General features: G+C 72.6%; 19 protein-coding genes. 12 read left to right on the forward strand and 7 right to left on the reverse strand.

Annotation, left to right across the window (positions count from 1 at the left end):
* Positions 1-3: 3 nt before the first annotated feature.
* The 3 genes from ACRQ4C_RS02705 to idi form a co-directional block, all read right to left on the reverse strand.
* Positions 4-1,053, reverse strand: a complete 1,050-nt coding sequence (locus ACRQ4C_RS02705; RefSeq protein ID WP_290132946.1) for a magnesium and cobalt transport protein CorA — start codon at positions 1,051-1,053, stop codon at positions 4-6.
* Between the two features lie 191 nt (positions 1,054-1,244).
* The gene (locus tag ACRQ4C_RS02710) at positions 1,245-1,484 is read right to left on the reverse strand and encodes a hypothetical protein (protein ID WP_439690034.1); all 240 of its coding nucleotides are present in this window, start codon (positions 1,482-1,484) and stop codon (positions 1,245-1,247) included.
* Between the two features lie 189 nt (positions 1,485-1,673).
* On the reverse strand, positions 1,674-2,216 hold the full coding sequence (gene idi / locus ACRQ4C_RS02715) for an isopentenyl-diphosphate Delta-isomerase (protein WP_290132944.1): 543 nt from the start codon (positions 2,214-2,216) through the stop codon (positions 1,674-1,676).
* Positions 2,217-2,237: 21 nt separating this feature from the next.
* Here idi and ACRQ4C_RS02720 point away from each other — a divergent pair, with 21 nt between their 5' ends.
* The 7 genes from ACRQ4C_RS02720 to ACRQ4C_RS02750 all read left to right on the forward strand — a co-directional run bounded on the left by ACRQ4C_RS02720 (position 2,238) and on the right by ACRQ4C_RS02750 (position 8,650).
* Entirely contained in the window at positions 2,238-3,296 is a 1,059-nt protein-coding gene (locus ACRQ4C_RS02720) for a polyprenyl synthetase family protein (RefSeq protein WP_439690035.1), read from the forward strand.
* Positions 3,293-4,213, forward strand: coding sequence for a phytoene/squalene synthase family protein (locus tag ACRQ4C_RS02725; RefSeq protein ID WP_290132942.1), 921 nt, complete (start codon positions 3,293-3,295; stop codon positions 4,211-4,213). Before ACRQ4C_RS02720 ends, ACRQ4C_RS02725 begins: the two co-directional genes overlap by 4 nt.
* Entirely contained in the window at positions 4,210-5,838 is a 1,629-nt protein-coding gene (gene crtI, locus ACRQ4C_RS02730; protein ID WP_439690036.1) for a phytoene desaturase family protein, read from the forward strand. Before ACRQ4C_RS02725 ends, crtI begins: the two co-directional genes overlap by 4 nt.
* Complete coding sequence (locus ACRQ4C_RS02735) at positions 5,838-6,170, forward strand: lycopene cyclase domain-containing protein (RefSeq protein WP_290132940.1); 333 nt, start codon at positions 5,838-5,840, stop codon at positions 6,168-6,170. Before crtI ends, ACRQ4C_RS02735 begins: the two co-directional genes overlap by 1 nt.
* Positions 6,167-6,592: a lycopene cyclase domain-containing protein gene (locus ACRQ4C_RS02740; protein WP_290132939.1), complete on the forward strand. Its 426-nt coding sequence runs from the start codon at positions 6,167-6,169 to the stop codon at positions 6,590-6,592. The genes ACRQ4C_RS02735 and ACRQ4C_RS02740 overlap by 4 nt, the downstream gene beginning before the upstream one ends.
* On the forward strand, positions 6,589-7,506 hold the full coding sequence (locus tag ACRQ4C_RS02745; RefSeq protein WP_439690037.1) for a prenyltransferase: 918 nt from the start codon (positions 6,589-6,591) through the stop codon (positions 7,504-7,506). The genes ACRQ4C_RS02740 and ACRQ4C_RS02745 overlap by 4 nt, the downstream gene beginning before the upstream one ends.
* Before the next feature lie 100 nt (positions 7,507-7,606).
* On the forward strand, positions 7,607-8,650 hold the full coding sequence (locus tag ACRQ4C_RS02750) for a Gfo/Idh/MocA family protein (RefSeq protein ID WP_439690038.1): 1,044 nt from the start codon (positions 7,607-7,609) through the stop codon (positions 8,648-8,650).
* Between the two features lie 373 nt (positions 8,651-9,023).
* On the opposite strand, the gene ACRQ4C_RS02755 is transcribed toward ACRQ4C_RS02750, so the two are convergent.
* Entirely contained in the window at positions 9,024-9,767 is a 744-nt protein-coding gene (locus ACRQ4C_RS02755) for an MBL fold metallo-hydrolase (RefSeq protein WP_439690039.1), read from the reverse strand.
* Positions 9,768-9,830: 63 nt separating this feature from the next.
* On the opposite strand from ACRQ4C_RS02755, the gene ACRQ4C_RS02760 reads away from it, so the two are divergent.
* The 4 genes from ACRQ4C_RS02760 (at position 9,831) to ACRQ4C_RS02775 (ending at position 12,741) form a co-directional block, all read left to right on the forward strand.
* Complete coding sequence (locus ACRQ4C_RS02760; protein WP_439690040.1) at positions 9,831-10,379, forward strand: hypothetical protein; 549 nt, start codon at positions 9,831-9,833, stop codon at positions 10,377-10,379.
* A gap of 2 nt (positions 10,380-10,381) precedes the next feature.
* The gene (locus ACRQ4C_RS02765; RefSeq protein WP_439690041.1) at positions 10,382-11,413 is read left to right on the forward strand and encodes a YihY/virulence factor BrkB family protein; all 1,032 of its coding nucleotides are present in this window, start codon (positions 10,382-10,384) and stop codon (positions 11,411-11,413) included.
* Between the two features lie 72 nt (positions 11,414-11,485).
* A complete protein-coding gene (locus tag ACRQ4C_RS02770) occupies positions 11,486-11,968 on the forward strand; it encodes a DedA family protein (protein ID WP_439690042.1) in 483 nt (160 codons plus the stop codon).
* A gap of 74 nt (positions 11,969-12,042) precedes the next feature.
* Positions 12,043-12,741 carry an SDR family oxidoreductase gene (locus tag ACRQ4C_RS02775; protein ID WP_290132932.1) on the forward strand — a complete coding sequence of 233 codons (699 nt, stop codon included), beginning with the start codon at positions 12,043-12,045 and terminating at the stop codon, positions 12,739-12,741.
* A gap of 63 nt (positions 12,742-12,804) precedes the next feature.
* On the opposite strand, the gene ACRQ4C_RS02780 is transcribed toward ACRQ4C_RS02775, so the two are convergent.
* Positions 12,805-14,382, reverse strand: a complete 1,578-nt coding sequence (locus ACRQ4C_RS02780) for an ABC-F family ATP-binding cassette domain-containing protein (protein ID WP_439690043.1) — start codon at positions 14,380-14,382, stop codon at positions 12,805-12,807.
* A 289-nt stretch (positions 14,383-14,671) separates the two neighbouring features.
* Between ACRQ4C_RS02780 and ACRQ4C_RS02785 the strand changes: the two genes are divergently transcribed.
* On the forward strand, positions 14,672-15,088 hold the full coding sequence (locus ACRQ4C_RS02785; RefSeq protein ID WP_439690044.1) for a DUF3151 domain-containing protein: 417 nt from the start codon (positions 14,672-14,674) through the stop codon (positions 15,086-15,088).
* 116 nt (positions 15,089-15,204) lie between these two features.
* Here ACRQ4C_RS02785 and ACRQ4C_RS02790 read toward each other — a convergent pair whose 3' ends face one another.
* The gene (locus tag ACRQ4C_RS02790; protein WP_439690045.1) at positions 15,205-18,249 is read right to left on the reverse strand and encodes a glycoside hydrolase family 2 TIM barrel-domain containing protein; all 3,045 of its coding nucleotides are present in this window, start codon (positions 18,247-18,249) and stop codon (positions 15,205-15,207) included.
* The gene (locus tag ACRQ4C_RS02795; RefSeq protein ID WP_439690936.1) at positions 18,246-19,154 is read right to left on the reverse strand and encodes a carbohydrate ABC transporter permease; all 909 of its coding nucleotides are present in this window, start codon (positions 19,152-19,154) and stop codon (positions 18,246-18,248) included. Before ACRQ4C_RS02795 ends, ACRQ4C_RS02790 begins: the two co-directional genes overlap by 4 nt.
* Between the last annotated feature and the right edge of the window lie 109 nt (positions 19,155-19,263).

Raw genomic sequence — 19,263 nt, forward strand, 5'->3', positions numbered from 1 at the left:
CGGCTACAGCCAGTTGCGCTTGCGGAAGACCGCCCAGAGCACGGCCATCAGGACGAGCATCGCGACGATCGCGACCGGGTACCCGAACCGCCAGTGCAGCTCCGGCATGTCGTCGAAGTTCATCCCGTAGATGCCCGCGATGAGCCCCGGAGCGAAGAGGATCGCGGCCCACGACGAGATCCGCTTCACCTCCTCGCCCTGCCGGTGCGCCGCCCGGGCGAGCTGGCGGCTCTCCTCGCCCTGGGCGAGGCTCGCGCTGGTCATCCGGCGCATCGCCTCGTTCTGCTCCTGGGAGACGAGCGTCGAGTGCAGGGTGAGGGCGTTCTCGAGCAGCGCCCGGAACGAGTCGACCCGCTCGGTGACGCGCAGGGCGTGGTCGAGCACGTTGCGCAGGCGGTGCTGGACCTCCTCGTCGACGCCGTACTTGTCGGCACCGCGCAGGAGACCCTTCACCATCGCGGGCACCGGCGTCGTCGCGCGCTGGAAGCCGAGGACCTCGCTGAGCAGCTGGTAGATGCGCTTCGAGACACCGGGGTCGACCTGGCCGGCGAAGAGCTGGTCCTCGATCGCGTCGATCTCCTCCTGCAGGATCTCGACGATCGGCGCGTACCCGTCGACCACCTCGTCGAGCACGGCCGCGGTGACGGCCTCGGACCCGCGGGCGAGGAAGTCCGGGTCGGCCTCGCACCGGGCGCGCAGTGCCGCGAGGTCCGGACGCTCGGCGTGCCGGACGCTCACCACGAACCGGGCACCGACGAAGAGGTGGACCTCGCCGAACCGGACCTCCTCGGCGGTGCGGTCGTACCAGGCCGGACGGAGGACGAGGAAGAGGGTGTCGCCGTACCGCTCGAGCTTCGCCCGCTGGTGTCCCTTGCGGGCGTCCTCGACAGCGTTCTCGTGCAGGTCGAACTCGGCCGCGACGGCGGCGAGCTCGGACGGCTCGGGGCGGAGCAGCCCGATCCACGCGAGGTCGCCCCGGGTGGCGCGCGACGGGGTCGACGGCGAGTCGACGCGGTGTCCTGCGACGTAGACGGCGTTGTCGATCAGTGCCATGGCGTGCTCCTTGCGTGTCGGGAGCAGGCAGGCGCGAACCGCCCGTGGGCGGTGCGGGATCAGGGACGGGGCGCGTGGATCCGCCGGGGCAGGGTCCGTCGGCCCGATCGAGGATGGTCACCCGACATCGCGCCTCACCTGCCCTTCTGGTCGTCCGTGGGCTGCCTCGTGCAGCCGACCTCCGAGCCTAGTCACGCGCCTCGAGGGCGTCGACCCCGGTCGGCGACCGCGGAGCCGGACCTGAGCGCCCTCACATGTCCCGCCCGCCACATGTCCCGGACGTCGCGGGTCGACGAGGCGACGGCGACCGCTCCCGCAACGAGCGCCGCCCGGTCCTTCACGCTCGCGATGACCGGGTCGTCGCGGAGGGCGTCGAGGACGGCGTCGGCGGCACTGGTGGCATCGCGCTCCGCGGTGGTCGTACGGACCATTGTCGATGCGGTGCGCTGGACACTGCCTGGTCCGCGAGGGCGAGTCTCGGCTGGTGCCGCACGAGTCTCGACCGGTGCGGCACGAGTCTCGGCGTGAGCGACACCGCTCGCGCGTCGGCGCGCGAGAACGGTCGCGCAGCGCGAGTCTCGGCATCCCGCGGCGGCGCGCGGCACACGCCCGCGGGCGCGCTACGGCGTGATGCGGAGCCCGGCCTGCTCGGTCTCGGCGAGCTGCCACCCGAGCCAGGGGCTCCACGCGAACGGCGCACCGGCCACCGAGGCCCGCAGCTCGTCCTCGGACACCCACGCGTACTCGGCGACCTCGTCGTCCGCGGGCGCCGGCACGTCGTCGGTCACGGCGCGGAACACCGGGCAGACCTCGTTCTCGACGATCCCGGAGGCGTCGACCGCGCGGTACCGGAAGTCGGGAAGGACGGACTCGACGTCGCGCACGGTGATGCCCAGCTCACGGGAGGCCCGACGGGCGATGGCGTCCTCGAACGTCTCGTCCGGACCGGGATGACCGCAGAACGTGTTCGTCCACACCCCCGGCCACGTCTTCTTCGACAGCGCCCGGCGGGTCACGAGGACCTGCCCGGCGGTGTTCCGCACGTGGCACGAGAAGGCCAGGTGGAGGGGCGTGTGGTCGGTGTGCACCGTGAACTTGTCCGCCGTGCCGACCGGGGTACGGTCATCGGCCAGCAGCACCACGGATTCAGGGAAAGTCGTCATCTGCACCGATAGGTTAGGCCAATGAGCGAGGAAGCGACCACCATGGCGCAGAACGACCTCGCGCTCGTCGACGACTGCCTCGAACGCTTCTTCGCCGTGTCGAGCGCCCGGGCCGAGCGGTACGGCGGTCCGAACCCGGAACTCTGGCGGGTGCTCCGCAAGGCGAGCATGGGCGGCAAGCGCTTCCGGCCGCGCATGGTCCTCACCGCCTACACGGCGCTCGGGGGCACCGACACCGCGGCGGCGGTGCAGATCGGCGCCGCCTACGAACTCCTGCACACCGCGCTCGTCGTGCACGACGACGTCATCGACCGCGACTGGTCCCGCCGTGGGCAGCCGAACGTCGCCGGGTCCTTCCGCGACACCGGCACCACGGGTGGACTCCCGCTGCCGACCGCCGAGCACCGGGGCACGAGCGCCGCGGTCATCGCCGGTGACCTCGCGCTCGCCGCGGCACCTCGCTTCATCGAGGCGTCGGGCGTCACGGGGGAGCGACGCTCCCGGCTGCTCGACATCTTCGACGAGGCCGTGTTCGCGAGCGCCGCGGGCGAGATGGCCGACGTCGACCTCGCACTCGGACCGATGCCGACCGTCGACGACGTCCTCGCGATGGAGCGCGCGAAGACGAGCGTGTACTCGTTCGAGGCGCCGCTGCAGTCCGGGGCCGTGCTCGCCGGCGCCCCAGAGCCCGTCATCGCAGCGCTCGGTGCGTTCGGCCGCGAGATCGGGATCGCGTACCAGATCGTCGACGACCTGCTCGGGGTGTTCGGTGCCGAGGCCGAGACCGGCAAGACCGTCCTCGGCGACCTGCGGGAGGGCAAGCGCACGGTCCTCATCGCCCACGCCGCGGCGACGGACTGCTGGCCCGAGCTGTCGCTGCACCTCGGCGACCCGGACCTCACCGAGGAGCGGGCCGCCGAGCTCCGTGCCACGCTGGTGTCCTGCGGCGCCAAGTCCGCAGCCGAACAGCGCGTCGCCGAGCACACGGCACTGGCCCGCGCCGAGCTCGCGGGCCTGCCCTACGACCTCGCCGACCGACTGGAGTCCATCGTGTCCGAACTCGTGGAGCGAGCCCGGTGACCCTCGCGCACCACCCGCAACCGAACCGCTCCGCCCGACTCCCGCTCTACGACGCGACCGCCGAGGCCGCCTCCGGGGTCGTCATCGACCGGTACTCGACGTCGTTCGGCCTGGCGTCGCGCCTGCTCCGGAAGGACGCCCGCGAGCACATCCGCAACGTCTACGCCCTCGTCCGCGTCGCCGACGAGGTCGTGGACGGCCCCGCGACCGAGGCCGGCCTCGACCGCGGGCTCGCCCGCACGGTCCTCGACGAGCTGGAACGCGACACCGAGCGCGCGATCGAGCTCGGCTTCTCGACGAACCCGGTCGTGCACGCCTTCGCCCGGTCAGCCCGTGTGACCGGTTTCGGCGCGGAGCTCACCCGACCGTTCTTCGCGTCGATGCGCATGGACCTCGACCGCACCGTGCACGACGACGACTCCTTCCGCGAGTACGTGTACGGCTCCGCCGAGGTCGTCGGTCTGATGTGCCTCCGTGCGTTCCTGTACCGCGCCGGGCGCCCGACGTTCGACGACTCCGTGCTCGTCGACGGCGCTCGGGCCCTCGGTGCCGCGTTCCAGAAGGTCAACTTCCTCCGCGACCTGCACGCCGACTTCGAGGTCCTCGGCCGCTCGTACTTCCCCGGCGTCGACATCCGCAGCTTCGACGAGGCCACCAAGGTCCGGCTCGTCGCCGACGTCCAGGCCGACCTCGACCGTGCCGCGATGACCATCCCGCTGCTGCCCAAGGACGCCCGACACGCGGTCGGCCTCGCCCACGCGCTGTTCCAGGAGCTCAACACCCGCATCGCGCGGACACCCGCCGCGCAGCTCGTCGCGACGCGCGTGCGCGTCCCGAACCCCGTCAAGGCGCGGCTCGCCGCGCAGGTCCTGTCGGGTCGTGGGCCGGCCACGCGACGGCCTGGAGGCACGGCGTGACCCCGCCCCGCGCCTCCCGTCCGGCCGGCTCCGCGTCCACCACCCGGCGCAAGGTGCCCGTCCGCCGCGCCGTCGTGATCGGCGGCGGCATCAGCGGACTCGCGTCCGCTGCGCTGCTCGCGCGCGACGGCTACGCCGTCACGCTGCTCGAGCAGCGCAGCCAGCTCGGCGGCCGCGCGGGCTCGTGGGAGCGCGACGGCTTCACGTTCGACACCGGACCGTCGTGGTACCTCATGCCCGAGGTGTTCGACCACTTCTTCCAGCTCCTCGGCACCACCGCGGCCGAGCAGCTCGACCTCGTCACGCTCGACCCCGGGTACCGCGTGTACTCCGAGGGCCACGACGAGCCGCTCGACCTCCGCGCCGACAAGGAAGCCAACATCGCGCTCTTCGAGTCGGTCGAGCCCGGGGCCGGAGCACGGATCCGGAAGTACCTCGACTCAGCCGAGGAGACCTACGCCATGGCGGTGCGGCGGTTCCTCTACACGACCTTCGCGGACCTCCGGAAGCTCGCCGCCCCGGACGTCCTGCGCCGGCTCCCGAAGCTCCTCCGTCTGCTCACCGAGCCGCTCGCGAAGTACGCCGAGACCGCCGTGCGCGACCGTCGGCTCTGGCAGGTCCTCGGCTACCCGGCGGTGTTCCTCGGCACCAGCCCGTACAAGGCGCCGAGCATGTACCACCTCATGAGCCACCTCGACCTGGCCGACGGCGTGCAGTACCCGAAGGGCGGCATCCACGAGATCATCGGCGCGATCGGACGACTCGCCCGCGCCGAGGGCGCGCAGGTCATCGCCGGCGCGAAGGTCGAGCGGATCGTCGTCGAGGACGGCCACGTCACCGGCGTCGTGCACCGCGACCGCGACGGTGGGCAGCACGTCGCACCGGCCGACCTCGTCGTCAGCGCGGCCGACCTCCGGCACACCGAGCTGCAGCTGCTCGACCCCGAGCACCGCTCCTACCCGGCGAAGCACTGGCAGAAGCGCGACCCGGGGCCGTCCGCCGTCCTCGTCTACCTGGGCGTCGACGGACCGGTACCGGGGCTCCTGCACCACACGCTCGTGTTCACCGCCGACTGGCAGGCGAACTTCGGCGCGATCTTCGGCAAGGACCGCCGCGTCCCCGACCCCGCGTCGATCTACGTGTGCGCGCCGAGCGAGACCGACACGACGGTCGCGCCGCCCGGGTCGAGCAACCTCTTCGTCCTCGTGCCGCTGCCGGCCGACCTGTCCATCGGCAAGGGCGGCATCGACGGGGCCGGCGACTTCGAGGTCGAGCGGATCGCGGACCGCGCGATCGACGTCATCGCCGAACGCTCCGGCGTGCCCGACCTCCGCGACCGCATCCGGGTCCGCCGGACGATCGGGCCGCAGGACTTCGCCGACGACTACAACGCGTGGAGCGGCTCGATGCTCGGGCCGGCGCACACCCTGGCGCAGAGCGCGTTCTTCCGGGAGCCGAACCGGTCGAAGAAGGTCGACGGGCTGTACTACGTCGGCGCTTCGACGACGCCGGGCATCGGGCTGCCGATGTGCCTGATCAGCGCCGAGGTGCTGCTCAAGCGCCTGCACGGCGACACCAGCACCGAGCCGCTCCCGACGCCGCTCCGGCGGGACGCGGCGGTCTGATGCCGGGGCTGTACCTCGCCGGGCTGGTCGTGTCGCTCGTCGGCATGACGGTGCTCGACGCCCGCTTCCGGCTGTTCTTCTGGCGGGCACCGTGGCGGGCGGCGGCCGTGATGGCGATCGGCATGGTGTTCTTCCTCGTGTGGGACGTCGCCGGGGTCGCCGCGGGCATCTTCTTCATCGGGCCGCAGCGGGTCCTGACCGGGCTCGTCGTGGCGCCGGAGGTCCCGGTCGAGGAGATCTTCTTCCTCCTGCTGCTCTGCTACACGACGATGAACGCGTTCGGCGCGGTCACGCCGCTCGTTGCGAAGGCGCTCGATCGGCGGCGCACGTGAGCTCGCACGCCGCGTACGCCCTGCTCGCGGTGCCGTTCCTCGCCGTCGCCGTCGTCGTCGCGGTCACTGCCGGGGTCGTCGCCGCTCGGCGTGCCCGGGCCGCAGGTCGGCCGTCGGGGCCCGGTCGCCGGGTCGCGCTCGTGGGCGGGCTGATCGCGGCCGTGGTGCTCCTCGTGATGACGATCGTGTTCGACAACGTCATCGTGACGCTGCGCGTGGTCGCGTACGACCCGTCGCTCATCAGCGGTGCGAAGATCGGTGCGATCCCGGTCGAGGACCTCGCGTACTCGATCGGTGCGGTCCTGCTGCTGCCCGCCCTGTGGGTGCTGCTCGACCGTCCGTCCTCCACCGCGCCACCGGCGCGACCGTCCCGCGACGCGCCCGGTGCGCGACCGTCCGCAGAAGGCGAGCCGACCCCATGACCGCGACCCGTGCCTCCCGGCCGTCGACCCTGCGCGCCCTGTTCACGTCCTCGCGGCCGATCAGCTGGGTGAACACCGCCTACCCGTTCGGTGCCGCGTACCTGCTCGGCACCGACGTCTTCGGTTCGGTGCTCGGCGTCGTGACCTTCGTCGTCGGCGTCGTCTACTTCCTCGTGCCGTACAACCTCGCGATGTACGGCATCAACGACGTGTTCGACTACGAGTCCGACCTGCGGAACCCCCGGAAGGGCGGGGTCGAGGGTGCCCTGCTCGACAAGAGCGTGCACCGCACCACGCTCTGGGCGGTCGTCGTCACGAACGTGCCGTTCCTCGTCGCGCTCGTCGTGCTCGGCGGGCTGAGCGGGAACGGTCCGTGGTCGTGGCTCGTCCTCTCGATCAGCGTGTTCGCCGTGATCGCGTACTCGGCGCCGGGGCTGCGGTTCAAGGAGAAGCCGTTCCTCGACTCCCTGACCTCGTCGACGCACTTCGTGTCGCCGGCCGTGTACGGACTCGCGCTCGCCGGGCCGCACTGGACCGGGCAGCTCGTCGCCGTGTGCGTGGCGTTCTTCCTCTGGGGTGTGGCGTCGCACGCGTTCGGTGCCGTGCAGGACGTGCTCGCCGACCGGGCGGGTGGCATCGGCTCCGTGGCGACCGTGATCGGTGCCCGGGCGACGGTGCGGCTGGCCTTCGTGGCGTACGTCGTCGCGGGCATCGTCCTGCTGTTCTCCGCGTTCCCGGGGCCGATCGCCGCGGTCGTCGTCGTGCCGTACGCCCTCAACGTGCTGCCGTGGTGGAACGTCACGGACGCCGGGGCCGAGGCGGCGAACGCGGGGTGGAAGCGTTTCCTGTGGATCAACTACCTCGCGGGCTTCCTCGTGACGATGGCGCTCATCGCGTACGTGTTCGTGCGCTGACGCGGGCGCGGCGCGCGTCGCTCGCTGTCGGCGACGCCTGACAGACTGGAGGGACGTGCGCCGTCGAGGCCGCACGAGCCGAACACGAAGGAGTGCACGCATGCCGGTCCGCATCATCCACGTCGGTCTCGGAGGGTGGGGCGGCAACTGGGCCCGCACCGCCATCCCCGAGGTGTCGGAGGTCCAGGTCGTCGGCATCGTCGACCCCGTGCCCGCGACGCTCGACGCCGTGCGCACCGACCTCGGCCTGCCGGCGGCCGCCGCGTTCGCGTCCCTCACCGAGGCGCTCGCCGGGGTCGAGGCCGACGCCGTCGTCATCACCGCCCCTGCCGTCACGCACGTGTCGCTCGCGCTCGAGGCCCTGGACGCGGGCAAGCACGTCCTCGTCGAGAAGCCCTTCGCCAACACCGCGGAAGAAGCGGCGACCGCCGTCCGTCGCGCCGAGGAACTCGGGCTCGTGCTGCAGGTCAGCCAGAACTACCGCTGGTACCCGGCACCCCGCGTCGTGACCGAGCTGCTCGAGGCGGACGTGGTCGGCGAGGTCGCCACGATCGACGTCGACTTCCGCCAGTGGGACAACGACCTCCCGTTCGAGGAGCACCCGCACTACCGCTTCCCGCACGCGATGATCAACGACATGGCGATCCACCACTTCGACCTGATGCGGATGGTCACCGGCCGTGAGCCCGTGCGGGTCTACGCCCGCGCCTCGTCGCCGTCGTTCAGCAAGTACCAGGACGAGGCGATCGCGTCGATGCTCATCGAGCTCGAGGGCGGGCTGGTCGTCAGCTACCGCGGCAGCTGGCTCTCCCGCGCACCCCGCACGGCCTGGGCGGGGGAGTGGAGCATCCAGGGGTCGGACGGCGAGCTGTGGTTCACGAGCCGTTCGGGTGAGCCGAACGCCGTCGAGGGCGACCGCGTCACGCTCCGCCGCACGCAGGACGACGAGGCCGAGCCGGTGGAGCTCCCGACGATGGAGCACACCGATCGGCAGGGTGGGCTGCAGGCCTTCGCGCGGTCGGTCACCGGTGGGCCGGCGCCGGAGACGAGCGGTCGCGACAACCTCCGCAGCCTCGCGGTGATGGAGGCGGCGCAGCGGTCGGCGGAGTCCGGCGTCCCCGAGGACGTCGTCGTCCCGGAGTAGGCGGCGCCGCGACTCGGGCGCGGCCTTGCGCGGCCGCGTTCTGTTGCTCCCGCGAAAGCGACAGAACGCGGCGACCCGACTCCGACATCTGTCGCTTTCGCGGCCCGCGCCGCGGCGCTCGCCGGGTGACTGTCGCTTCGGCGACGGCGCAGCGACCAGGAGACGGACGGGAGGCGCGGTGCGGGCCCGCACCGCGCCTCCCGTCCGGCACACGGTCGCCGCCACCGCGCCTGCACGCCGCACCCCCGCGCCGCACCGACGCCCCCGCGCCCGCGCCGACGCACCCGCCGCACCGACGCACCCGCGCCCGCCGCACCGCCGCGCCGCCGCTACGCGACCGCCGCCACGCGGCCCCGCCCGCGGGCGCCAGGCGCTACGCCGCGACCCCCGCCGCGCGCCGCGCCTGCGCCACCGCCGCCCGCACCCCGAGCGACCACGCCGGACCGTGGCCCGGCAGCACGTGCGCCGCCTCGGTGTCCACGAGCCGGTCGAGCGACGCCACCGCCTCCGGCACGTCCGCCGTCGCCGCCGGGGCCACCACCCGCGGCCCGATCCCGCCTGTGTACGGGTCGAGCGTCACGAGCGCGTCGCCCACGATGACGGCATCGCGGTCGGCGAAGTGCAGCGCCACGTGCCCGTCGGTGTGCCCCGGGGTCTCGATGATCCACGGCGACCCGGGGACCTCGGCCCGGGACGCGAGCGACCTCGTGTCCGAGACACCGGACACCCAGGCAGCCCCGGCGAGGAGCATCCGTCCGAGGGGCGCCAGCCCGCCGGGGTGCAGCGCGACGAAGCCGAACCGGTTCGTCTGCGGCCGGTAGGAGTACGGGTGCGCAGCCAGCTCCCGGTCGCCGGGGTGCACGTACACGGGCGTCCCCCACTCCCGGCGCATCCGGTCCGCCGTGCCCACGTGGTCGAAGTGCCCGTGGGTGAGGAGCAGCGCCTCGACCGCGGCCGGCGAGTACCCGAGGTCCCGCACCGCGAGCTGCAGGTGCGGCCACACCGCCGGGAGGCCGGCATCGACCACGAGCAACCGGTCCCCGGTCTCGACGAGGTAGGTGTTGGTGTGGGCGACCTCCAGTCGGTGGATGCCCTCGGCGACGTCTCGGAACAACATGCCCGGCACCGTAGACGCCCCGAACTGTGGGCCGTCGCGGATCGGCCCTGGTAGGCACGGTGTATGCCCAACGACAGCCTCCCCGAGCTCGAACTCGCGAACACCCGTGCGCGCGAGGGCATCACCGACACCGTCGCGGAGATCCGCCGCCGTGCGGACGTGCCCGCGCGCACCCGCCTGGCCATCGCGAAGACGAAGCAGCGGTGGCACCGGGACCCCACACCGCTCGTGGCGATGGGGATCACCGCCGCGGCCGGCATCGCCGCGATCATCCTCGGAGCGCGGATCGGCCGCACGGACGCCGGACACCTCGCACGACCCCCGGCGCAGACCGCGTTCACCGCGCTGCTGCCCTTCGGCGCCCGCGGCGGCGACGGCCCCGGTGCGGCCGAGCAGTCCCAGCCCGGCCGCAAGGGCCGGAAGGCGCGGAAGAAGGCGGCGGAGGAAGCGCTCGAGCGCGACCCGATGCACCGCAACCGGGTGAAGCAGCGCGCCGGCATCGCCGCCGTCCAGCGCCGCGCGACGAAGAACCGCAAGCAGGCCGCTGCCCGCGCGAAGGCAGCGTCGAAGGCAGCGTCGAAGGCGGCGGCGAAGGCCGCAGGCAGGGGCTGACCATGGCACGCGAACGACAGAAGCCCGACGCCGACGACCCGCGGAAGCCGGACGGCCCCACCGACCTCACGAAGCCGACCGTCGTCTACACGCTGAAGAAGACGCTCCGTGAGTTCTCGAGCGACCAGTGCACCGACCTGGCCGCGAGTCTGACGTACTACACCGTGCTGGCGCTCTTCCCCGGCATCCTGGCGGTGGTCTCGATCCTCGGCCTCGTGTCCGACCCGACGAAGACCATCGACGACGTGCTCAAGGTCGTGACGAACATCGGTGGCGGCGACGTGGCGAAGCTGCTGCGGGACCCGATCGAGGGCCTCGTGCGCTCGCCCGCGGCGCCGATCACGTTCATCGTCGGTCTCCTGGGCGCGCTGTGGTCGGCGTCCGGGTACGTCGGAGCCTTCGGCCGGGCGATGAACCGCATCTACAACGTCCGCGAGGGCCGTCCGATCTGGAAGCTCCGCCCGACGATGCTCGGCGTGACGCTCTTCACGGTCGTGCTGCTCGTCATCGGCCTCGTCGTCCTCGTCAGTGGTCCCCTCGCGAAGAGCGTCGGTGACCTGATCGGTCTCGGCGACGCGGCCGCGACCGTGCTGCTCATCGTGCAGTGGCCGGTCCTGCTCGTCATCGCCGTGGTCGTGGTCGCGGTGCTGTACTACTGGGCGCCGAACGTCGAGCAGCCGAAGTTCCGGTGGGTGAGCGGCGGTTCGATCGTCGCGATCCTCATCCTGATCATCGCCAGCGTCGGGTTCGGGTTCTACGTCGGCAACTTCTCGAACTACAACGCCACGTACGGCTCGCTCGGCGGCGTGATCGTCTTCCTGCTGTGGATCTGGATCACGAACAACGCGCTGCTGTTCGGTGCGGAGTTCGACGCCGAGCTCGAACGCGGTCGCGAGCTGCAGGCAGGCATCCGCGCCGAGGAGGACATCCAACTCCCCGAGCGCGACACCCGCCAGATCGAGAAGCAAGACGAGCAGCGGGCGAAGGACGTCCTCGAGGGGATCCGGATCCGCCAGGGCGCCGACCGCGACTGACCCGGCCGACCGCGACTGACCCGGCCGGGTCGGACTGAGGACATTCCCGGCGGGCGCCGCTACCGTTCGCCCGTGCCGTCCTTCCTCGACGACCTGCCGTTCTGGCCGCTCGTCGCCACCCTGCTCGTCATCGTGTTCTGCCGTGCGCAGGCCACGTACTGGCTGGCACGACTGGCGGTGACCGGGGCGGCACGCTCGCGGTGGGGGCGGTGGCTCGACTCGGCAGCGGTCCGTCGGGGCTCGGCACTCCTCGACCGCTGGGGGCTGCCGGTCGTCACGATCAGCTTCCTCGCCGTCGGCCTGCAGACGATGGTGAACGCGGCCGCGGGCCTCGCCCGGGTCCCGTGGTGGCGGTACACGGTCGCCATGCTGGTCGGGTGCGTCGCGTGGGCCTTCGTCTACGCGACCGTCGGTCTGGCCCTGTTCTGGGCGGTCCTCGCCGCCTTCGCCGGCTCGCCCTGGGGTGTCGCTGTGATCGTCGCGGTCGTCGCGGCCGGCGCAGTCGGGTGGGTGGTGCTCCGCCGCCGGCGCGGCGCGTCCGTCCCCTCTCGCTGACACGACCTGCGGTCGCACACCCGGCCTGGAGGCACGGTGCGGCCCCGTCGGACCGCATCCGTAGGCTGGTGCGCATGACCGACACCGCGCCTCCCGTCAGCCTGCCCACCGCACTCGTGACGGGCGCGACCCGTGGGATCGGCCGCGCCATCGCGCTCGACCTCGGGCGGACGCACCACGTGTACGTGGGCGGTCGGGACGCCGGGGCCGTCGACGCCCTCGTGTCCGAGCTGCCGAGTGCGTCGCCGTTCGTCGGCGACCTCGGTGCCGGTGACGCGCCCGCCCTGCCGGACCGCCTCGACGTCCTCGTGCACAACGCCGGCGTCGAGGAGGGCACCACCGTCGCGGACACCGAGCGCGCCGTGTGGGAACGGGTCTTCGCGACGAACGTGTTCGCGGTCGCCGAGCTCACCCGTCGCGCGCTGCCGGCCCTCCGCGCGGCCCGGGGCATCGTCGTGCCGATCAACAGCGGCTCGGGGTTCCACTCCGGCCCCGGTGGCGGGGTCTACGCGGCGTCGAAGTTCGCCCTCCGTGCCTTCGCCGACGCCCTGCGCGAGGAAGAGCGCGCGAACGGCGTGCGGGTGTCGAGCGTGCACCCGGGCCGGACCGACTCGGACATGCAGCGCGCCCTCACCGAGAAGCTCGGCGAGGACTACGACACCGCGTACTACCTCGCTCCGGAGGACGTCGCGGCGGCGGTCCGCACCGTCGTCGACCTGCCGGAGCGTGGCACGGTCGAGTCGCTCGCGATCCGGCCGACGAAGCGCCGCTGACCGTCCCGCCGGGGCCGGGGCCGGGGCCGGGGCCGGGGCCGGGGCCGAGGCCCGCGGTCCCGGTCACGACAGCTCGATCCGGGCCGTGAGGTCGAGCCGCTCGAGGAACGTCTCGTCGTGGCTCACGACCACGAGCGCACCCCGGTAGGACCGCAGCGCGTCGACGAGCTGGTCGACGCTCGTCAGGTCGAGGTCGTTCGTCGGCTCGTCGAGCACCAGCAACTGCGGCGGCGGGTCCGCGAGCACGAGCGCGGCCAGTGCCACCCGGAACCGCTCGCCGCCGGAGAGGTCCCCGGCGCGACGGTCCACGGCGTCCCCGCGGACGAGGAAACGGGCGAGCCGGTTCTTCACCTCGGCGTCGCTCGCGGTCGGGGCGTGCCGGCGGACGTTGTCGAACACGGTCGCGGTGTCGTCGAGCGAGTCCTTCCGCTGCGGCAGGTAGCCGATGCGATCGACGTGCGGGACGGCACCGGTGCTCGGGAGCGGGTGCTCGCGGGCGGCCGGGCGACCGACGAGCTGCTCGAGCAGCGTCGTCTTGCCGACCCCGTTGTCGCCCGCGACCGCGATCCGTTCCGGGCCCTGCACGATGGTGTCCCGCCCCCGGACGGTCACGGTGGCGATCATCCGGGAGGCCGGCACCTCCGGATCGGGCAGCGCGACCGTGATCGACTCGTCGACCCGCAGCCGGGCCTCGGCCTCGTGCTTCGCCGCCAGCGCCGCGGCCTCGTCCTCGGCGTACCCGGTGCGGAGTCGCCCGGCGGTCTGCTCGCCACGCTTCCGCATCTCGTTCGAGAAGATCTTCGGCATGCCCTCGGCGGCCTTCTTGCCCGAGCGGGCACGCCGGGCGATCTTCGTCTCCGCCTCGATGCGCTGCCGCTTCTCGGTCCGGTGCCGCTGCTCGGCGACCCGGACCTCGCGCAAGGCGGCGGCCTGCTGCACCGCGAGGTGCTCCTCGTACGCGCTGAACGTCCCACCGAACACGGTCAGCGTCCCGGAGCGCAGCTCGCAGGTCTCGTCCACGTGCTCGAGGAGCTCCCGGTCGTGGCTCACCAGCACGAGCGTGCCCGACCATTCGTCGACCATGTCGAGCAGGACGCCGCGGGCACGTCGGTCGAGGTTGTTCGTCGGCTCGTCGAGGAACGCGATCGGTGCTCGACGCATCCGGATGCCGGCGACGGCGACGAGCACGGCCTGTCCGCCGGACAGCGTCGACACGGGACGGTCGAGGTCGGAACCGTCGAGGCCGAGCCCGATGCCGGACAGTGCGGCGGCGGCCTGCTCCTCGACGTCCCAGTCGTCGCCGATCACGTCGAAGTGCTCCGGTGATGCGTCGCCGCCGAGGACCGCGCGGAGCGCCGTGACCGTCGGTCGGATGCCGAGGAGGTCCGTGACGGTGTCGTCGGGCCGCGCGGTCAGGCGCTGCGGCAGCAGGTCGACCGGACCGGTCGTCGTGACCGATCCCGAGGTGGGGTGGAGCTGCCCCGTGACCAGCCGGACGAGCGTGGACTTGCCGGCCCCGTTCCTCCCGACCAGGCCGGTGCGGCCGCGGCCGAAGGCGGCGGTGAGGTGGTCGAGCGCGACGGTGCCGTCGGGCCAGGCGAAACTGAGGTCGTTCAGGACGACGGACGGACTGATGGGCATACGGGTGCCTCCCCGGTTGTCGGTGCTGGGCGCACGACACCGGAGCCACCACCGTGCGGTCGGGCACGAGCGGTGGAGCGCCCGACGGCGGGCGCGATCACGGTGTCAGCGCGTGGGCTGAGCGGAACCGGTGATCGACAGCAACTCATCTGCTTCCGTCGGGGACCCCCGTGGCCGTCACCCGTGGCGGCGGCCGGTCGTCCCGCACCGCGACCCCGTGGTGACGACGGGGTGGGCCACCACGGTACGCCCCGGGGTGCTGCCGCGCAAGAGGTGACAGGCTGGAGGCATGCCGGAGAACCTGCTGCCGAACCCAGCCACCCCCGAGACCCTGCTGCCCGAGGAACCGGAGGTGACGTCGGCGCTCGCCGCGGACGCTCCCGTCGCCTCCGTGGTGGTGTCGCACCCGTCGTCGAGCCTCGCGTGGGCGCTCCTCGCCGACGAGGCCTGGGACCGCGGTGCGACGCTCGAGTCGTACGCCTACGCCCGGGTCGGGTACCACCGCGGGCTCGACGCGCTGCGGAAGGCCGGGTGGCGCGGAGCCGGTCCGGTGCCGTGGTCGCACGAGCCGAACCGCGGCGTGCTCCGGGCGCTGTTCGCGCTGCGTCGGGCGGCCGAGGCGATCGGTGAGGACGGCGAGCCGGAGCGGCTGACGGCGTTCCTCGAGCAGAGCGACCCGGACGCGCTGCGCGCGCTCGGCGCGTAGCGCGGCGGGCGCGCCGCGCGGTCGCATTGAACCACGGAAGCGACATCGAACCGGGTTGAGTGCCCGGTTCGATGTCGCTTCCGTGGTTCTTCGCGGCGCGAACGCGCCGCCCCGCTCTAGCCCAGCACCACGCTCCACGACGCCGCGTGCGGCCACAGCTGGTGCTCCGGCAGCACGTCGAGGCCGCACGCCCGCGAGCCCAGCCCGTGCTGCGCGACGTCGAGGTACAGGTACGCGTGGTCCGGCGTCTGCAGCTCGTACGGGTGCCCGGCGCGCGTGACCTGCTGCGCGGTCCACGGTGTGAGCGTGAAGCCCGCGCGGTGAGAGCCGACCGTCGTCACGGCGATGTCGCCGACGCTCAGCGAGCGCAGCTCGGGCCGGTGGCCGGACTCCTGCGGCCGCGAGTACTCCACCGTCAGCGAGCGCACCGGCGCCGAGAACCGTCCGACCCGGGCCGCGTGGTCGGAGTCCGGGTAGGACTCCTCCGGACCGGTGCCGAACCACGTCGCGGTCTCGTCGAGGAACGACACGGGCAGGTCGAACCGCACGCCGAACCGCGGCCACGTGACGTCCCACGCCCCGAACGGCACCGCGTCCGTCTGCAGCTGCAGTCCGGCGTCCGTCAGGGTCCAGCGGTGCGTGACGTCGACGCCCCACCCGCTGTTCGCCGCCGCGACCCGGACCCGCTGCACGAGGCCGTCCGCCGTGCGGTCGACCGACACCAGCCGGTGGGTCAGCCGGTCGAGCCCACGCTCGACCCACCGCTCGGCCGACGCCGGAGCGTCCGGGTCGCCGACGCCGCCGGTGAGCACGGGGTCGGCCGTCTCGTAGCCGCCCTGTGACGACAGTCGGTCGTTGTCCGTCGGCGCGCGCCAGAGCTCGAGTCGCGGTCCGGCGACCTCGTGGCCCTTGAACGAGACCAGGTCACCGCGGGCGGTGAAGGTGCCGTCGCCGAGACGGTCGCCGTCCCACCCCTGCCGGGAGGCCCGTGGCGCGTCCGCCGGTCGGCTCGCGACGAGCCGCTGCGTGCGTGCCACGACGTGGCCGGTGTCCGCCCACGCGGTCGGTCCGGCGAGCTCCGCGGTCACGTCGAACCAGAGCTCGTCGCCGGGTGCGACCGAGCCGGCGGCGGCCTGCAGCACCTCGTCCGGCACGGGCACGGTCGCGGACGCCCGAGCGGCGATCACGCCGGGTGCGAGCCGCCCGGACGCCTCGACCTCGCCGTTCCGCGACAGCGTCCAGCTGAAGCGGAGTCCCGCGGTCGAGGCCGAGTGGTACCGGTTCTCGACGAGCAGCGTGGTGTCCGACGACGACATCCGGATCGGCGCCACGACGGCCGCGAACTCCGCGAGGCCAGGGGTCGGGGTGTCGTCGGGCAGCACGAGGCCGTCCATCACGAAGTTGCCGTCGTGCACGACCTCGCCGAAGTCGCCGCCGTACCCGTAGTACGGCGTGCCGTCGGCGGTGTGGGTGAGCAGGCCGTGGTCCCGCCACTCCCACACGAAGCCGCCGTGGAGCCGCGGGTACTTGTCCACGAGGGCCTCGTACTCGGCGATCTGCCCCGGTCCGTTGCCCATCGCGTGCACGTACTCGCAGTGGATGAACGGCTTCGACCGCTGCCGTGCCGCCTCGGCCGGGCCGCACTCCATCAGGGGCGTGGGCGTGCCACCACCGATCGACTCGGTCTCCTGCAGCGTCGGGTACATGCGCGAGTACACGTCGGTGTACTCGCCCGTGTAGTCGCCCTCGTAGTGGACCGGCCGCTCGTCGTCGCGGTCGTGCACCCACTGCGACATCGCCGCGAGGTTCCGACCGGTGCCCGACTCGTTGCCGAGGGACCACATGACGATCGACGGGTGGTTCTTGTCCCGCTCGACCGTCCGCGCGATCCGGTCGAGGTACGCGTCGCGCCAGGCCGGGTCGTCGGAGGGGTTGCCCACCCACCCGGTGAACAGGAAGCCGTGGGTCTCCAGGTCGCACTCGAGGACCACCCAGAACCCGAGCTCGTCCGCGAGGTCGAGCACGCGCGGGTGCGGCGGGTAGTGCGAGGTGCGGATCGCGTTGACGTTGCTCCGCTTCATGAGCGCCATGTCGGCGCGGGCGTGCTCCTCGTCGAAGACGCGCCCGCGCACGGGGTGGGTCTCGTGCCGGTTCACGCCGTGGAAGACCACTCGCTCGCCGTTCACGAGGAACCGGTCGCCCTCGATGCGCACCGACCGGAAGCCGAGGCGGAGCGAGACGGTCTCGCCGCCCGTGCGTCCGCCGGCGGCGGTGCCGGTCGACAGCGTCGCGTCGTACAGCCGCGGCAGTTCGGCGCTCCACGGCTCGACGCCCTCGACGGTGATCGGTGCGACGTCGGACGCGGACCCCCACGTCACGTCGACGTCGAGCGACGGAACGGCGAACCGCACCGGGAACACGGCGTCGAGCGTCGGCACGGTGATCGTCCCTGTCCCCGTCGACGGCCGCCCCGACGCGGCGGTGCCGGCGGTCGCGGCGGACCCGAGCACCGGCGCCCATCCGGCGCGCACGAACACGTCGTCGATCGCCGCGGTCGGACGCGCGAGCAGCGTGACGTCGCGGAAGATGCCGGGCAGCCACCACTGGTCCTGGTCCTCGAGGTACGAGGCACCGGACCACTGGTGCACGCGCACGAGCAGCTCGTTCGACCCCGGACGCAGCAGCGCGGTCACGTCGAACTCGGTGACGAGCCGGGAGCCGGTGCTCCACCCGACGAGCGAGCCGTTCAGCCACACCCGGAAGTGCGACTCCACGCCGTCGAACCGCAGCACGACCCGGGCGGCCGCGTCGAACGAGTCCGGCAGCGAGAACGTGCGCCGGTGGTCACCGGTGGGGTTCTCCTCCGGCGGGTGCGGCGGGTCGATCGGGAACGGGTACTGCAGGTTCGTGTAGCTCGGTGCCCCGTGCCCGTGCAGCACCCAGTGCGACGGCACCGGCAGGGTGCCCCAGTCGTCGTCCGCCCCGGGGACCGGGACGTCGGCGACGGGCGACCAGCGGAAGTCCCACTCGCCGTCCAGCGACAGCGAGGGGGCGTCCGTGTGCAACCAGGCACGGGGTGCCAGTCGCGAGTCGGAGCCGGGGGCGGTGGACGCCAGGTCGACGCGTGCCGAGTCGGCGGATGGCTGTGCAGTGACGGTCAACCCTTGACCGATCCTTCCGTGAGGCCCCCGCGCCAGAAGCGCTGCAGGACGATGATCGCGATCACGAGCGGGATGACCGAGACGAGCACTCCGCCGGTGGTGAGCTGGTAGAACTCTGGCAGACGATCGACCTGTGCACGCCAGTTGTTGAGTCCCAGTGTGATCGGGTACAGCTTCTGGTCCGCCAGCATGATGAGCGGCAGGAAGAAGTTGTTCCAGATGCCGACGACCTGGAACAGGAACACCGTCACGAGCGCCGGCGTCATCTGCCGCAGCACGATGGTGTGGAAGATCCGCAGCTCACCGGCCCCGTCGATGCGCGCCTGCTCGAGGAGCGCCGTGTCGACTGACGCCGCCGCGTAGACCCGGCAGAGGAACAGCCCGAACGGGGAGACGAGGCTCGGGATGAGCACGCTCCAGTACGTGTCGGTCAGCCCGAGCGTCGAGAACAGCAGGAACAGCGGCAGCGCCGTCGCGGTGCCGGGGACGAGCACGCCGCCGAGGATCGTGCCGAACACGAGCTGTCGCCCGCGGAACTCGTACTTCGCGAGGGCGTACCCGCCGGCGGCGGCGAAGTACGTCGCGAGCACGGCACCGACGCCCGAGTACAGGATGCTGTTCGCGATCCACCGGACGAAGATGCCGCCGTCGTACGAGAACACCTGCGCGATGTTGCTGAACAGCGCGAACTCGCCGCCGAACCAGAACCCGTTCGTCGCGAACAGTGCCCCGGTGGTCTTCGTCGCCGCGATGACCACCCAGTACAGCGGCACCAGGAAGTAGATCGCGACGATGACGAGGATCCCCGTCACGACGATCTGCGACTTCCCGGACCGGTCGAGCTTGCGGCGCTGGTGCGCCGTGATCGCGGTCGTGTCGACGGGCTCGGCCGCCTGCTCGGTCACCGGCGCGCTGGAGCTCTGAGCGACGCGCCAGCGGCGCCGCGACGCCAGCGCCGCAGGAGCCTGCGACTGCGGTCCGTCAATGCGTTCGCCGCTCATCGGTTGTCCCCTT

The organism is Curtobacterium sp. SP.BCp, assembly GCF_051903255.1.
GTDB lineage: Bacteria > Actinomycetota > Actinomycetes > Actinomycetales > Microbacteriaceae > Curtobacterium.

What these genes read in the sequence shown, in the direction of transcription:
- ACRQ4C_RS02720 (WP_439690035.1), top strand. Translation starts at nt 2,238, where the DNA reads ATGAGCGAGGAAGCGACCACCATGGCGCAGAACGACCTCGCGCTCGTC.
- ACRQ4C_RS02785 (WP_439690044.1), top strand. Translation starts at nt 14,672, where the DNA reads ATGCCGGAGAACCTGCTGCCGAACCCAGCCACCCCCGAGACCCTGCTG.
- ACRQ4C_RS02780 (WP_439690043.1), bottom strand. Translation starts at nt 14,382, where the DNA reads ATGCCCATCAGTCCGTCCGTCGTCCTGAACGACCTCAGTTTCGCCTGG.
- ACRQ4C_RS02710 (WP_439690034.1), bottom strand. Translation starts at nt 1,484, where the DNA reads ATGGTCCGTACGACCACCGCGGAGCGCGATGCCACCAGTGCCGCCGAC.
- idi (WP_290132944.1), bottom strand. Translation starts at nt 2,216, where the DNA reads ATGACGACTTTCCCTGAATCCGTGGTGCTGCTGGCCGATGACCGTACC.
- ACRQ4C_RS02750 (WP_439690038.1), top strand. Translation starts at nt 7,607, where the DNA reads ATGCCGGTCCGCATCATCCACGTCGGTCTCGGAGGGTGGGGCGGCAAC.
- ACRQ4C_RS02705 (WP_290132946.1), bottom strand. Translation starts at nt 1,053, where the DNA reads ATGGCACTGATCGACAACGCCGTCTACGTCGCAGGACACCGCGTCGAC.
- ACRQ4C_RS02755 (WP_439690039.1), bottom strand. Translation starts at nt 9,767, where the DNA reads ATGTTGTTCCGAGACGTCGCCGAGGGCATCCACCGACTGGAGGTCGCC.
- ACRQ4C_RS02775 (WP_290132932.1), top strand. Translation starts at nt 12,043, where the DNA reads ATGACCGACACCGCGCCTCCCGTCAGCCTGCCCACCGCACTCGTGACG.
- ACRQ4C_RS02745 (WP_439690037.1), top strand. Translation starts at nt 6,589, where the DNA reads ATGACCGCGACCCGTGCCTCCCGGCCGTCGACCCTGCGCGCCCTGTTC.
- ACRQ4C_RS02765 (WP_439690041.1), top strand. Translation starts at nt 10,382, where the DNA reads ATGGCACGCGAACGACAGAAGCCCGACGCCGACGACCCGCGGAAGCCG.
- ACRQ4C_RS02760 (WP_439690040.1), top strand. Translation starts at nt 9,831, where the DNA reads ATGCCCAACGACAGCCTCCCCGAGCTCGAACTCGCGAACACCCGTGCG.
- ACRQ4C_RS02735 (WP_290132940.1), top strand. Translation starts at nt 5,838, where the DNA reads ATGCCGGGGCTGTACCTCGCCGGGCTGGTCGTGTCGCTCGTCGGCATG.